Origin of the sequence: Bradyrhizobium sp. 41S5, assembly GCF_011516665.3 — a bacterium.
Taxonomy (GTDB): Bacteria; Pseudomonadota; Alphaproteobacteria; order Rhizobiales; family Xanthobacteraceae; genus Bradyrhizobium; species Bradyrhizobium quebecense.
Genome location: NZ_CP083721.1, coordinates 1,298,649 through 1,312,500, shown reverse-complemented (window position 1 = coordinate 1,312,500; position 13,852 = coordinate 1,298,649). Strand labels below are relative to the sequence as shown.

The 13,852-nt window shown below is 62.1% G+C and carries 9 protein-coding genes, 2 tRNA genes and 2 rRNA genes (1 of these 13 running past the window's edge); 6 read left to right on the top strand and 7 right to left on the bottom strand.

Annotated elements, in window-relative coordinates:
* The 4 genes from HAP47_RS06185 to HAP47_RS06170 form a co-directional block, all read right to left on the bottom strand.
* Nucleotides 1-833: ribosomal RNA gene (locus HAP47_RS06185) — 23S ribosomal RNA — on the bottom strand (it extends 2,013 nt beyond the left edge of the window).
* Nucleotides 834-1,253: 420 nt separating this feature from the next.
* Nucleotides 1,254-1,329 (bottom strand) — tRNA-Ala (locus HAP47_RS06180).
* A 35-nt stretch (nucleotides 1,330-1,364) separates the two neighbouring features.
* Nucleotides 1,365-1,441, bottom strand: a tRNA-Ile gene (locus tag HAP47_RS06175).
* A 209-nt stretch (nucleotides 1,442-1,650) separates the two neighbouring features.
* A 16S ribosomal RNA gene (locus tag HAP47_RS06170) occupies nucleotides 1,651-3,141 on the bottom strand.
* Together the 16S and 23S rRNA genes with 2 tRNA genes alongside form the textbook arrangement of a ribosomal RNA operon.
* A gap of 1,004 nt (nucleotides 3,142-4,145) precedes the next feature.
* Between HAP47_RS06170 and HAP47_RS06165 the strand changes: the two genes are divergently transcribed.
* From HAP47_RS06165 to HAP47_RS06155, 3 genes are all read left to right on the top strand, one after another.
* Nucleotides 4,146-6,200, top strand: coding sequence for a M23 family metallopeptidase (locus HAP47_RS06165; protein ID WP_173639003.1), 2,055 nt, complete (start codon nucleotides 4,146-4,148; stop codon nucleotides 6,198-6,200).
* A 182-nt stretch (nucleotides 6,201-6,382) separates the two neighbouring features.
* Nucleotides 6,383-6,745, top strand: a complete 363-nt coding sequence (locus HAP47_RS06160; protein ID WP_173639004.1) for an SPW repeat protein — start codon at nucleotides 6,383-6,385, stop codon at nucleotides 6,743-6,745.
* 95 nt (nucleotides 6,746-6,840) lie between these two features.
* Nucleotides 6,841-7,059: a hypothetical protein gene (locus tag HAP47_RS06155; protein ID WP_231168787.1), complete on the top strand. Its 219-nt coding sequence runs from the start codon at nucleotides 6,841-6,843 to the stop codon at nucleotides 7,057-7,059.
* 98 nt (nucleotides 7,060-7,157) lie between these two features.
* Here HAP47_RS06155 and clpB read toward each other — a convergent pair whose 3' ends face one another.
* Both clpB and HAP47_RS06145 read right to left on the bottom strand, forming a co-directional pair.
* Nucleotides 7,158-9,809, bottom strand: a complete 2,652-nt coding sequence (gene clpB, locus HAP47_RS06150; RefSeq protein ID WP_173639005.1) for an ATP-dependent chaperone ClpB — start codon at nucleotides 9,807-9,809, stop codon at nucleotides 7,158-7,160.
* Between the two features lie 192 nt (nucleotides 9,810-10,001).
* Nucleotides 10,002-10,565, bottom strand: coding sequence for a helix-turn-helix domain-containing protein (locus tag HAP47_RS06145; protein WP_173639006.1), 564 nt, complete (start codon nucleotides 10,563-10,565; stop codon nucleotides 10,002-10,004).
* Between the two features lie 57 nt (nucleotides 10,566-10,622).
* Between HAP47_RS06145 and HAP47_RS06140 the strand changes: the two genes are divergently transcribed.
* On the top strand, nucleotides 10,623-11,138 hold the full coding sequence (locus tag HAP47_RS06140) for a GNAT family N-acetyltransferase (RefSeq protein WP_173639007.1): 516 nt from the start codon (nucleotides 10,623-10,625) through the stop codon (nucleotides 11,136-11,138).
* A 56-nt stretch (nucleotides 11,139-11,194) separates the two neighbouring features.
* Nucleotides 11,195-11,971, top strand: coding sequence for an MOSC domain-containing protein (locus HAP47_RS06135; RefSeq protein ID WP_173639008.1), 777 nt, complete (start codon nucleotides 11,195-11,197; stop codon nucleotides 11,969-11,971).
* Between the two features lie 57 nt (nucleotides 11,972-12,028).
* Here HAP47_RS06135 and HAP47_RS06130 read toward each other — a convergent pair whose 3' ends face one another.
* Nucleotides 12,029-12,688 (bottom strand): TIGR02594 family protein, encoded by a 660-nt coding sequence (locus HAP47_RS06130; RefSeq protein WP_173639009.1) that lies wholly within the window; start codon nucleotides 12,686-12,688, stop codon nucleotides 12,029-12,031.
* A 231-nt stretch (nucleotides 12,689-12,919) separates the two neighbouring features.
* On the opposite strand from HAP47_RS06130, the gene HAP47_RS06125 reads away from it, so the two are divergent.
* Nucleotides 12,920-13,786 (top strand): alpha/beta fold hydrolase, encoded by an 867-nt coding sequence (locus tag HAP47_RS06125; protein ID WP_173639010.1) that lies wholly within the window; start codon nucleotides 12,920-12,922, stop codon nucleotides 13,784-13,786.
* Nucleotides 13,787-13,852: the final 66 nt, after the last annotated feature.

The following is a 13,852-nucleotide window of genomic DNA, read 5'->3' as shown; positions in this document are numbered from 1 at the left end:
TTTCAACAGACACCCGTTCGGTCCTCCAGTGAGTGTTACCTCACCTTCAACCTGCTCATGGCTAGATCACTAGGTTTCGGGTCTAATACAACGAACTTGACGCCCTATTCAGACTCGCTTTCGCTGCGCCTTCGCCTATCGGCTTAAGCTTGCTCGTTAAATTAAGTCGCTGGCCCATAATACAAAAGGTACGACGTCACCCAGAACGTATCTTGGGCTCCGTCTGTTTGTAGGTGTCCGGTTTCAGGTCTATTTCACTCCCCTCGTCGGGGTGCTTTTCACCTTTCCCTCACGGTACTGGTTCACTATCGGTCGCTGAGGAGTACTTAGGCTTGGAGGGTGGTCCCCCCGTGTTCAGACAGGATTACACGTGTCCCGCCTTACTCGTGGATACATCATCGCATTACTCGTACGGGGCTATCACCCTCTGAGGCCCTGCTTTCCTGACAGGTTCCGATTGTCTTTGATGTATCACTGGCCTGGTCCGCGTTCGCTCGCCACTACTAACGGAGTCTCGATTGATGTCCTTTCCTCCAGGTACTTAGATGTTTCAGTTCCCTGGGTTTGCTTAAAACCTCCTATTTTATTCGGAAGTCTCATACCTTCTCTTGATAACCGGAAATCCAAAACCTCGCGGTCTGATTTCTTCCATTTCTGGTCGAACCCCAAAACACAAGGTCTTGGAGTTCCGGCTATCGAAGGTGGGTTTCCCCATTCGGAAATCCGTGGATCAAAGCTTCTTCGCAGCTCCCCACGGCTTATCGCAGCGTAGCACGTCCTTCATCGCCTCTCAGCGCCAAGGCATCCACCGAACACCCTTAAGGCACTTGATTGCTCTCATTATCAATGTCCACACACTCGGCAGAATGTTGTCTGCACAACCGCCACTGAAGGCGCGCATCCTCGATGAATGCGATTGCGCAGCCGGACATTGACTAGAAAGACCAGCTTGCTTCGTAAGATCGGCCCGATAGCGAGGCGGTCAAGCTTCGCTACAAAGATCGTTTTACAACTCGCTCATCTCACTCATCTTGCGATGTGCTGCGATGCACGAGCGCCGAAAACGATCTGGAGATTAGGAATGGTACCCGCGAATTGCTTCGCAGATCCAAACTCGGATCGATCTCCTCTTTACGATGTCAGAAAACACGCACGTCACCGTCCATCCGGACCAATGAGTGCGAAGTGATGTTTCGCGGACGATATGAACAGAGCTTCTTGCACCAGGTGCAATGTCGAGCCTCAATTCCATCTGGTGGAGCCAGACGGGATCGAACCGACGACCTCATGCTTGCAAAGCACGCGCTCTCCCAGCTGAGCTATGGCCCCGTACCAGAAGACGAATGCTCCGCACTCGATCAAAATGGTGGGCCTGGGAAGACTTGAACTTCCGACCTCACGCTTATCAAGCGCGCGCTCTAACCAACTGAGCTACAAGCCCCTAACACGAGGGACATGCCGGCGCGCACACGACTTGTCGTCGATGCATCGCACAGCGCTCAGCCCTGGCGCGTGTTCGTCCGCGAAGAAAGAGAAACGAAGACGGCGAAATCCCGCCAATGGAGCTCAACAATCCTGAAACTGTTGGCCCCTGAATGTTTCTAAAACGGTTCGATAGTGAGCGTGAGCTCGCTGAAGAACCATCCTTAGAAAGGAGGTGATCCAGCCGCAGGTTCCCCTACGGCTACCTTGTTACGACTTCACCCCAGTCGCTGACCCTACCGTGGCCGGCTGCCTCCCTTGCGGGTTAGCGCACCGTCTTCAGGTAAAACCAACTCCCATGGTGTGACGGGCGGTGTGTACAAGGCCCGGGAACGTATTCACCGTGGCGTGCTGATCCACGATTACTAGCGATTCCAACTTCATGGGCTCGAGTTGCAGAGCCCAATCCGAACTGAGACGGCTTTTTGAGATTTGCGAAGGGTCGCCCCTTAGCATCCCATTGTCACCGCCATTGTAGCACGTGTGTAGCCCAGCCCGTAAGGGCCATGAGGACTTGACGTCATCCCCACCTTCCTCGCGGCTTATCACCGGCAGTCTCCTTAGAGTGCTCAACTAAATGGTAGCAACTAAGGACGGGGGTTGCGCTCGTTGCGGGACTTAACCCAACATCTCACGACACGAGCTGACGACAGCCATGCAGCACCTGTCTCCGGTCCAGCCGAACTGAAGAACTCCGTCTCTGGAGTCCGCGACCGGGATGTCAAGGGCTGGTAAGGTTCTGCGCGTTGCGTCGAATTAAACCACATGCTCCACCGCTTGTGCGGGCCCCCGTCAATTCCTTTGAGTTTTAATCTTGCGACCGTACTCCCCAGGCGGAATGCTTAAAGCGTTAGCTGCGCCACTAGTGAGTAAACCCACTAACGGCTGGCATTCATCGTTTACGGCGTGGACTACCAGGGTATCTAATCCTGTTTGCTCCCCACGCTTTCGTGCCTCAGCGTCAGTATCGGGCCAGTGAGCCGCCTTCGCCACTGGTGTTCTTGCGAATATCTACGAATTTCACCTCTACACTCGCAGTTCCACTCACCTCTCCCGAACTCAAGATCTTCAGTATCAAAGGCAGTTCTGGAGTTGAGCTCCAGGATTTCACCCCTGACTTAAAGACCCGCCTACGCACCCTTTACGCCCAGTGATTCCGAGCAACGCTAGCCCCCTTCGTATTACCGCGGCTGCTGGCACGAAGTTAGCCGGGGCTTATTCTTGCGGTACCGTCATTATCTTCCCGCACAAAAGAGCTTTACAACCCTAGGGCCTTCATCACTCACGCGGCATGGCTGGATCAGGCTTGCGCCCATTGTCCAATATTCCCCACTGCTGCCTCCCGTAGGAGTTTGGGCCGTGTCTCAGTCCCAATGTGGCTGATCATCCTCTCAGACCAGCTACTGATCGTCGCCTTGGTGAGCCATTACCTCACCAACTAGCTAATCAGACGCGGGCCGATCTTTCGGCGATAAATCTTTCCCCGTAAGGGCTTATCCGGTATTAGCACAAGTTTCCCTGTGTTGTTCCGAACCAAAAGGTACGTTCCCACGCGTTACTCACCCGTCTGCCGCTGACATATTGCTATGCCCGCTCGACTTGCATGTGTTAAGCCTGCCGCCAGCGTTCGCTCTGAGCCAGGATCAAACTCTCAAGTTGGACTTGAACTTTGAACCGGCTGATCACAACGTTTGACGAGGTCCCACCATTCTTCGCCGACCGAAGTCTGCGAGCTGCCTACGATTCACATCGCTGGCAACGATGGTGTAACCTTTAAACGTGTACCGCCGAAGTCTTTCGTCCACCCTCAGAAAGTCAAAAGCCGAAGCTTTCAAGCATTCCGAGAGACGCAAGGACTCCGCCGTCCACGTTTCTCTTTCTTCATCTTCACTTGTCAAACAGCCCGGGATCCGATGACCCCACACCCTTAGAGGGTGGTTCTACCCTTCAGCGACGAACAGTGAACCTCAACCGATTTATGTCGGCTGCTGTGTCACTCATCGAAGTGAGGAGCATCAGTGGCGCGTTCGCTCGCCTTGGTCAGTGACCCGGCGGCGCCGCGCTCAGTGGTTGGTTTATAGTCCCCACCCCTCGGGATTGTCAACGACCATTGTCAACAAATCGTCGCACGTCCAAATCGCGTGTGGATCACGAAAAAATTCTCGTATTTTCCGAGGCTTAGGTCAGAGGTAAAAATTCGCAACGCAGCACGCGCGGCAAAAAACTTTAAAAAAAGTTTGTCGCCGAGGCGCTCGTGAGGCCCTCCGGAACGGGTTCCCCGGCGCTCCAGACCGGGCGGCGGCATCGATCTGCTTCAGGAAGATTTTCCATCTCAAATGCCGCACTTGAGCCACAATCCTGCGACGTTCTGGCTATAAGACATGCATTGAACCGCTCGTAACCTGTGGGGGCACGGGTGGCTTTTCTGGGGGACCAGGCGATTTTCTCCAAGAACCCGTCGCCTCTTCCCTACGCGGCCGAGCAACATCGAGAGATCTGCACACCGTTGACGTTCGAGAGTGCGGCTAGCTAATGGCCATCGTCTTCTCGACTTCGATGCGTGTGGCTCGCCACACTGCCGAGACTCCTCTTCAGGGGATCAAGGTGGGGACGAGGACGAGCAGAGGTCGATCGCAGTTGCTGGAATTTGGGGGGATATCGGGTTGAGCCAACGGGCGTCACGCGGAAGCGGCATTGGGCGCGAGACCGGGATGATCGATCTCGGTCACGAACCGCCGCTTTCAGTCGACGGCACCGAGGCTGCGGTGATCGATCGCCGCCGTGTCTCCGTACAATGGTTCAGCGGCACCATTCTGACTGGATTATGTGGCGCGGCCCTGATCGGCGGCGCGGTTTTTGCGTCGCTCGATGGCGAGATGACCTTTGCCAAGGTGCCGGAGCGCGTCGAAGGCGCGCTGCGCGGCGCCTTCACCGGCAATGATCGCGTCGTCAGCCTGCACAAGGGCGACCGCCTGCCGCCGCCGAGCGAATCCTCCGCCTCCCGCAGCCTGATGCGCGTATCGACCGTGACCCGCGTCGGCAATCGCGACGTGATGCGGGTGCGGCCCTTCATCCGGATTTCTGGCAATCTCTCGATGACCACGAGCGATCTGTCGTCCAAGATACCGGCGTTCAACGCGCAGCGTCTGTTGACCGATGTCGGCTCCGACACGCCGGCGGCGGCCGAGGATCCGAATGCCGCCGAGCCCGACGCCGAGGTCTCTTTCGTCACCAAGGATCTCGGATCCGTGCTGCCGAAAGCCAAGCTCGCCGCCGTTGTCGCGCTCGACGACGTGCTGATGCGGGTCCGCGACGCCGCCAATTGGCGCGGCTCCGGCGGCTCGGTGCGCTACGCGTCACTCGCGAATGCCGCGGCCGATGCCACCGGCGCCGGCCCCGATATCAGGATGGCCTACGCCACCGAGGGCAACACCTCCGACCCCTATGCAGGCTTCGAGACCCGCGTGGTGCCGGAGAACGTCACCCTGCTGCCGAAGACCAAGGAGCAGGTCACCGGCGGCAATCCGGTCGGTGAACGGGTTCACCTCGTCAAGAAGGGCGACAGCATCACCTCGATCCTGCGCGATCAGGGCGCAACGCCCGACGAGGCGAAGGCGATTGCCGCAACGCTCGGCCCGCGCGGCCGCGACGGCGGACTGAAGGAAGGCCAGAAGGTGCGAATCCTGATGGCGCCGGCAGCGCCGGGCGCCCGGCTGCAACCCTATCGGGTGATCGTCGCCAACGACTCCGTCGTCGAAGCCGTCGCCGCCCTGTCCGATATCGGCAAATACGTAGCGGTCGACGTGCAGAGCATGAACACCACGACCGATACCGCCGACAATTCCAGCGACGATGATGAGGATGATGGCAGCGGCGTGCGGCTCTATCAGAGCATTTACGAGACCGCGCTGCGCAACAAGGTGCCGCCGACCGTCATCGACGATATGGTCAAGATCTACTCCTATGACGTCGATTTCCAGCGCAAGGTCCAGCCCGGCGACTCGTTCGACGTGTTCTACGCCGGCGAGGACGAGGGCGTCATCAGCACCGAAAAGACCGAAGTGCTCTACGCCGCGCTGACCGTCGGCGGCGAAACCAAGAAATACTACCGCTTCCAGAGCTCCGATGACGGCGTCGTCGATTACTACGACGAGACCGGCAAGAGCGCGAAGAAGTTCCTGGTCCGCAAGCCGGTCAACAACGCGATCATGCGTTCGGGCTTCGGCGGCCGCCGCCATCCGATCCTCGGCTACGTGAAAATGCACACCGGCGTCGACTGGGCCACCGCCTACGGCACGCCGATCTTTGCCTCCGGCAACGGCATGCTCGAGAAGGTCGGATACGAGGGCGGTTACGGCAAATATATCCGCATCAAGCATTCCAACGGCTACGAGACGGCCTACGGCCATATGTCGGCCTTCGCCAAGGGCATGGAGATCGGCAAGAAGGTGCGGCAGGGCCAGGTGATCGGCTTTGTCGGCTCGACCGGCCAGTCGACCGGCCCGCACGTCCACTACGAAATCCTGGTCAACGGCCGATTCGTCGACCCGATGCGCGTGAAACTGCCGCGCGGCCGCTCGCTCGAAGGCCCGATGCTGGCGAATTTCGAGAAGGAACGCGACCGGATCGAAGCCCAGATGTCCAGCCGCGGCAGTTCGCGCATCGTCTCGGATGCCACCGGCAGCGCGCCGATGACGCGGTCCATCAGCAACCGCTGATGATGCAAAAGGCTGGCCCGTCCGGCCGCGCAGATCCCAGGAAACGCTGCAGGCGCAGATCAGAAGCGATGGCGTGTCCAGGCCGTCACGCCGCCGGTTTCAACAATTTTCGCGCCGAAAGTGGCAACCCGAACGGCGATCATCCAGTTGATTCGGCAGTGAAACCTCCAATGGAGGGTGTCATGGAGAACTGGACGAACGCAAAGCTGTGCGACGTCGCAAACCTGATCCTCGGCGCGATTCTCTTCCTGTCGCCGTGGCTGTTCAAGTTCAACGCCGGCACGGTTTCCACCAACGCCCACATCGTCGGCCTCGTGATGGCGGTCCTTGCGATCGCCGCGCTCGCGGCATTCGCGGTCTGGGAGGAATGGCTGAACCTCATCGTCGGGCTTTGGGCACTGGTCTTGCCTTGGGTCCTCGGGTTCCAGGCAATGACCACCGCTACGACCGTGCACGTGGTGATCGGCATCGCCGTCGCAGTCCTTGCGGCGATCGAGCTCTGGGCAATGTCCCAGCATCCGCCTCGGCTCACAACGCACAGCTGAGGCCTTGAAACGATGCGTCCCTACCCGCTGGCGCGGATCGCCGGCGGGCGGGGGTTGGGTCGTGCTCAACGAAGATATGCACAAGGATTTGCGCCATGACCCGGCTCACCCGCGACGATGTGCTGAAGGCCGTCGGCCACGCCGACGATGTCACCATCGCCAGGATCATCGCATCCGGCGCCACGATCACCGAGCTTGCCGAAGCCCAGGCTTGGCTTGCCAATGACGAGCCGCTGATGAACGCTGGCGGGCCGCTGGCCACAGGCCGCGCCCGCGAGCTGGTCGATCCCGTCCGAACTCGAACCCGTCGATGACGACGAGCCCGGTCAGCTCGATCCACGGACCGTCCCGCAAGAATAGCCTGGACGACGAAGCCCTCCCCGCGACCGCGGGGAGGGCTTTTGCACGCGTGTCAGTTCAGCTTGCGCTTCGAGACCGGGGCATCGAACTGCACGATCTCGGCCGTCTTCGGCACCTGGCCGTTGAAGGTCAGCACGTTGCCCTTCTCCGAAATCACCACGCGATCGCCATCCTTGACCTCGCCGGCGAGGATCATCTCGGCGAGCGGATCCTGCACGCTGCGCTGGATCACCCGCTTCAGTGGGCGGGCGCCGTAAGCCGGATCCCAGCCCTTTTCCGCGAGCCAATCCCGCGCCTTCGCCTCGAGCGTGAGCTCGATCTTGCGATCCTCGAGCAGCTTGCGCAGCCGCGCGAACTGGATCTCGACGATGCTGCCCATCTCGCTCTTCTGCAGGCGATGGAACAGGATGATCTCGTCGACGCGGTTCAGGAATTCCGGCCTGAAATGCGCCCGCACCACGCCCATCACCTGATCGCGGACCGCCGCGGTGTCCTCGCCTTCCGGTTGATTCACCAGGAATTCCGAACCGAGATTCGAAGTCATGATGATCAGCGTGTTGCGGAAGTCGACGGTGCGGCCCTGACCATCGGTCAGGCGGCCGTCATCGAGCACCTGCAACAGCACGTTGAAGACGTCGGGATGCGCCTTCTCGATCTCGTCGAACAGCACGACCTGGTAGGGCCGGCGCCGCACGGCTTCGGTCAGTGCACCCCCCTCATCGTAGCCGACATAGCCGGGAGGCGCTCCGATCAGCCGCGAGACCGAGTGCTTCTCCATGAACTCGGACATGTCGAGGCGGACCATCGCGGTCTCGTCGTTGAACAGGTAAGCGGCAAGCGCCTTGGTCAGCTCGGTCTTGCCGACGCCGGTGGGCCCCAGAAACATGAACGAGCCGGTCGGGCGGTTCGGATCCTGCAGGCCCGCGCGGGCACGGCGCACGGCGGTTGCCACCGCACGCACGGCTTCGGCCTGGCCGACGACGCGCTTGGCGAGTGCGTCCTCCATTTTCAGGAGCTTGTCCTTTTCGCCCTCGAGCATCTTGTCGACCGGCACGCCGGTCCAGCGCGAGACGACCTGCGCGATGTGGTTGGCGGTGACCGCCTCCTCCATCATCTCGCCGCCGTTCTGCTTGCCGCTTTCAGCTGCCTCGATGTCGGCAAGCTTCCTTTCCAGCTCGGGAATCCGGCCATAGGCCAGCTCGCCCGCCTTCTGGTATTCGCCGCGCCGCTGCGCATTGGCAAGCTCGACGCGGAGCGCATCGAGTTCGCTCTTCAGCTTCTGGGCGTTGGAGAGCTTGTTCTTCTCCGCGCTCCAGCGCGCCGTCAGCGCCGCCGACCTTTCCTCGAGCCCGGCGAGCTCCTTCTCCAGGGTCTGCAAGCGGCTCTTCGAGCCGGCATCGTTCTCCTTCTTCAGCGCCTCCTGCTCGATCTTCAGCCGGATGATGTCGCGATCCAGCGAATCGAGCTCTTCAGGCTTGGAATCGACCTGCATCTTCAGCCGCGCTGCCGCCTCGTCCATCAGGTCGATGGCCTTGTCGGGCAGGAAGCGGTCGGTGATGTAGCGGTTCGACAGCGTGGTCGCGGCCACCAATGCGGAGTCGGTGATGCGCACGCCGTGATGCTGCTCGTATTTGTCCTTCAGGCCGCGCAGGATCGAGATGGTGTCCTCGACCGTCGGCTCGCTGACATAGATCGGCTGGAACCGGCGGGCCAGCGCCGCATCCTTTTCGACATGCTTGCGGTACTCGTCGAGCGTGGTCGCACCGATACAATGCAGCTCACCGCGCGCGAGCGCAGGCTTCAGGAGGTTGGACGCGTCCATCGCGCCGTCGCCCTTGCCGGCGCCGATCAGCGTATGCATCTCGTCGATGAACAGGATGATGCCGCCCTCGGCGGATGTCACCTCCTGCAGCACCGACTTGAGCCGTTCCTCGAACTCGCCGCGATACTTTGCGCCGGCGATCAAGGCGCCCATGTCGAGCGACAAGAGCTTCTTGTCCTTCAGGCTCTCCGGCACGTCGCCGTTGAGGATGCGCAGCGCCAGGCCCTCGACGATCGCGGTCTTGCCGACGCCGGGTTCACCGATCAGGACGGGATTGTTCTTGGTCCGCCGCGACAGAACTTGAATCGTGCGGCGGATCTCCTCGTCACGGCCGATCACCGGGTCGAGCTTGCCGTCGCGCGCAGCCTGGGTCAGGTCGCGGGCATATTTCTTCAGCGCATCGTAGGCGTTTTCGGCCGTCGCGGAATCAGCGGTGCGGCCCTTGCGCAGCGCTTCGATCGCCGCATTCAGGTTCTGCGCCGTGACGCCGCCCTTGCTCAGGATGGAGGCCGCCTCGCTGCCCTTCTCGAGCGTGAGCCCGAGCAGCAGCCGCTCAACGGTGACAAAGCTGTCGCCGGTCTTGTCGGCGGCCTTTTCCGCCGCGTCGAAGGCGCGCGCCAGCTCCGGCGACAGGTAAACCTGTCCGGCACCGTTGCCCGACACTTTCGGCAGCTTGTTCAGCGCCTCTTCGGTCGCTTTCAGGATCGCTCTGGAATTGCCGCCGGCACGGTCGATCAGACCGCCGGCGAGCCCCTCATTGTCGTCCAGCAGCACCTTCAGCAGATGCAAGGGCGAGAACTGCTGGTGACCGTCGCGCATTGCGAGCGACTGGGCAGACTGGATGAATCCGCGCGAGCGCTCGGTGTACTTCTCAATGTTCATTCGTTTTCCCTCGGCCTGCCATCGTCACCCATTCAGGCATGACAACAGCATCTTCATTGGGTTTCCGCGGGCCGCGTTGACGTTCATCAACCCAGCCTCTGGTCGTCGCCGTCATTTTTCAGGCTTGCCGCAGATGTGGGCACTTGGTTCCGAAAGGGAAGAGCAACGGTCTGCGATTTCGCCCGATGAAGCTCAGCGCCGCACGATGGCGACAAGGTAGCGGCAGGGCTGAGCAGTTTCGTTGCGGAAGACGATGTCCGACGGCGGCCCGAGCTCGACGCGGTCTCCGGCAGCGAGTTCATGGCGCTCCGTCCCTTCCAGCAAGGTGAGGCGGCCGCTGATGACCCAGACCACCTGACGGATCAGGTGATAGGCGCTGGCGGGGAAACCGGCTTCCTGCCTGGCAGGCAGCTCGACTTCCACCAGCTCCAGCGGATTGGCCGGATGCAGGAACACCTGCCGCCGCAGATAGGCCGCTTTCGGATCGCGCCACACCGGCTGATCCTTGGCCCGCTGCAGGCGGGAAGTGTGTGAGGCAACCTCGAACAACGCGGCCATGGTCAGGCCATAGGCCGTGGCAATCCGCGACAGCGTCGCCGCCGTCGGGCTGGCCTCCGCCCGCTCGATCTTGCTCAGCATGGCCTTGGACACGCCTGCCCGCCCTGCGAGTTCCGCCAGCGACCAGCCGCGGCCTTCCCGCTCGGCGCGAACCCGCCGCCCGAGAGCTTCATCGGCATCGTCTTCTATAATTGACATATTGTCTTATATAGTGAACGATCGGGGTTGTTCAAGAGGCCTGTCGAGGAACGACCAATGATGATCCGCCCCGCCACCGAGCAGGACATTCCTGCGATCACCGCGATCTTCAACGAGGCGGTGGCCTACTCGAACGCGATCTGGACCGAGAAGCAGGATTCCGAGGCCGAGCGGCTGGCCTGGATGACGGCCCGGCTGGCGCTGGGCTACCCGGTCCTGGTCGCAGCCGAAGGACCCGCGGTGCTTGGGTACGGCACGTTCGGCGATTTCCGGGCCTTTCCGGGCTACCGCTACAGCGTCGAGCACAGCGTCTATATCCATGCCGATCATCGCGGCCGCGGCCTTGGCCGCGTCATCGTCGACGAGCTCGTGGCGGCTGCCACCGCGCTGGGCAAGCACGTCATGATCGCCGGCATCGACGGCGGCAATCCCGCCTCGCTTCGGCTGCACGCGCAGGCCGGCTTTGTCGAGGTCGCGCGGATGCCGGAGGTCGGGCGCAAGTTCGGCCGCTGGCTTGACCTCGTCTTCATGCAGCGCGTGCTGGATGCCGCAGGCGCGGCGCGGCCCGACTAGCTGCCTTCGCTTCGGCGACGGTTCTCCTCGCGCGCCAAACAGGCTAGAGCAGGCGCATGGACGCCACGCACACCTCCTCCGCCCGGATCACCGGCATCTACCGCTATCCCGTCAAGGGTCTGACGCCCGAGCCCCTGCCCCGCGCCGAGCTCAAGATCGGCGAGACGCTCCGCTCGGATCGCCGCTACGCGATCGAGAACGGCCCGAGCGGTTTCGATCCGTCGGCGCCGAAGTGGCTGGCGAAGCCGCATTTCCTGATGCTGCAGCGGGACGAGTGGCTGGCGCCGCTGCGCGCCCATTTCGACGACGAGAGCCACGTGCTGACCTTGCGCCGGGACGGCGCGATGGTCGCCCAGGGCGATCTCGAAACGGCAGCCGGGCGCGCGGCGATCGAGAGTTATTTCGCCGATCGTTATGCCGGCCAGATCAAGGGACCGCCCAAGGTGCTGGTGAGCCCCGGGCACAGTTTTTCCGACGTGCCGCGCAAGGTGGTCTCGATCATCAACCTGGCGAGCCTGCGGGCGATCGAGGACATGGTGCAGGCGCCGGTGCATCCGTTGCGCTTCCGCGCCAATCTCTACGTCGAGGGCTGGCCGGCCTGGCATGAGGCCAGCCTGCTCGACCAGACCATTGCGATCGGCAGCGCGCGGGCCAAGGTGGTGAAGCGCATCACCCGCTGCGCCGCGGTCAATGTCGATCCCGATACCGGCGCGCGCGACCTCTCGGTCCCGAACACGCTGATGCAGCGCTTCGGGAACAATGAATGCGGCATCTACGCCGAGATCATCAGCGACGGCGGCGCGGCTGTCGGCGACACGATTGCCGCCGAATAGCCTGTAGCATCGCAGGCTGGGCAAGACGCGGATGCGCCCTGCCCAGCTTTCGACAGCTCAGTTCGTCGGCATCACATAGGCGTAGATCCGCCCGCGCGAGACCGGCGCCTCGCGGACGCGATGGCTGCTGTTGCCCGAGATCATGATCGGATTGCCCTTGGCATCGACGCCGGTGACGATCCCGACATGACCGCCGCCGCGGCGACCCATCACGGCGATGGCGCCGACCTGCGGCCCCGAAACGCGCGTGCCGTATTTGGCGAACGAGCTCGCCATGTCGGAGGCGGTGCCGCGATGGCCGGTCTGCTGCAGCACCATGTTCATGAAGCGCGCGCACCACAGGCTGGAGCGGCCGGTGGGGTTGCCGCCGAGATAGCGGCGCGCCGTGTCGACGATGCCGGAGGAGCCGAAGCCCCCTGTCGCATTCATATCGGTGTTGGACGCGGCCTCAGCGCCGGGCATCACGGCCGCATTGGCCTCGCCGAAGCCGCTCGCCTGCATCTGGGCGCGGCGCTCGGCGCTCGACAGCCGCGCTGTGTGCCGGTAGTGATGATGAGCGGAATGCCGCGCGTGATGGCCGGCATGGGCCGAATGCGCGTGACGCGAATGATGCGGACGGGCGGACGCCGGAGCAGCGGAGATCACGGCGAGTGTGAGCGAACACAGAGCCAGCGCCAAAACTCGAAGCGACCGGCGATACGCAAGCAACTGAACCATACTTCACGAGATCCTCTGAAACGCCCCCCAACTCCCCGTCGCGTTCCCAAGGGAATGCGGCGGTGGTTTTGAAAATCGGGATGTGGCGCGAGGAAGACTTCGTGCGGCGCAGGGAGAACGATTTCGGGGGCATTCCTCGCAAATTCCATGACGAAAATAGCCAGAACTGCCGCATTGCAGCCGCGGAAATCAATTGCAAATCTGGGGGCGGCCAACGAGAGGAGAATTTCAATGCCCCATGCCATCACGAAAGATAATGTCCGCCTGCATTTCGAAGAGGCAGGCAGTGGCACCCCGATCATCTTCCTGCACGAGTTCGCAGCGGATCACACCAATTGGGAACCGCAGATGCGCTACTTCTCGCGCGGACACCGCTGCATCGCCTATTCCGCGCGCGGCTACACGCCGTCGGACGTGCCTCCGAGTGCCGACGTCTACACCTACACGCACTTCTACACCGATGCGCTCGCGGTGCTCGACCATCTCGGCATCGCAAGCGCGCATTTCGTCGGTCTCTCGATGGGCTCCTATTCGTCATTGCAGGTCGCGCTCAACGCGCCGGAGCGCGCGCTGTCGATGACGCTGGCTGCGGTCGGCTCCGGCTCCAGCCTCGAGAATCTCGATGCCTTCCGCGCGCAGTGCCGCGCCAATGCCGAGCAATACGAGGCGATCGGCTCGGTCGAGGTCGCCAAGGTGACGCGCGAGGCGCCGAGCCGGATTCCGTTCCTGGTCAAGGACCCGCGCGGCCACGCCGATTTCTACGCCGCGCTCGCCCGCCATGACGCCAAGGGCTCGGCCAACACGATGCGGAGCTTCCAGGGCGGCAGGCCCTCGATCTACACCATGACCGACGCCATCAAGCGCGCGGCGACGCCGGCGCTGATCCTGTGCGGCGACGAGGACGACAATTGCATCGCGCCGAGCATGTTCCTGAAGCAGCATCTGCCGGCCGCCGGCCTCTCCTTCTTTCCGAGGTCGGGCCATGTGCTCAACCTCGAGGAGCCCGCACTGTTCAACGAGATGGTGGAGCGCTTCATCGCACTGGTGGAAGCCGGCCGCTGGCCGGTGCGCGATCCGCGGTCGCTGGTGGCGGGCTGATTGTCCCGTGTCGTCGCCGCGCGCAGGACGCAGCCAGAGCCTGCGGGATAGATGCAGACAGCACGC

Bases quoted from the DNA above. Each gene is read 5' to 3' on its own strand.
- HAP47_RS06160 (WP_173639004.1), top strand. From the start codon at position 6,383: ATGGAGAACTGGACGAACGCAAAGCTGTGCGACGTCGCAAACCTGATC.
- HAP47_RS06155 (WP_231168787.1), top strand. From the start codon at position 6,841: ATGACCCGGCTCACCCGCGACGATGTGCTGAAGGCCGTCGGCCACGCC.
- clpB (WP_173639005.1), bottom strand. From the start codon at position 9,809: ATGAACATTGAGAAGTACACCGAGCGCTCGCGCGGATTCATCCAGTCT.
- HAP47_RS06145 (WP_173639006.1), bottom strand. From the start codon at position 10,565: ATGTCAATTATAGAAGACGATGCCGATGAAGCTCTCGGGCGGCGGGTT.
- HAP47_RS06140 (WP_173639007.1), top strand. From the start codon at position 10,623: ATGATGATCCGCCCCGCCACCGAGCAGGACATTCCTGCGATCACCGCG.
- HAP47_RS06135 (WP_173639008.1), top strand. From the start codon at position 11,195: ATGGACGCCACGCACACCTCCTCCGCCCGGATCACCGGCATCTACCGC.
- HAP47_RS06130 (WP_173639009.1), bottom strand. From the start codon at position 12,688: ATGGTTCAGTTGCTTGCGTATCGCCGGTCGCTTCGAGTTTTGGCGCTG.
- HAP47_RS06125 (WP_173639010.1), top strand. From the start codon at position 12,920: ATGCCCCATGCCATCACGAAAGATAATGTCCGCCTGCATTTCGAAGAG.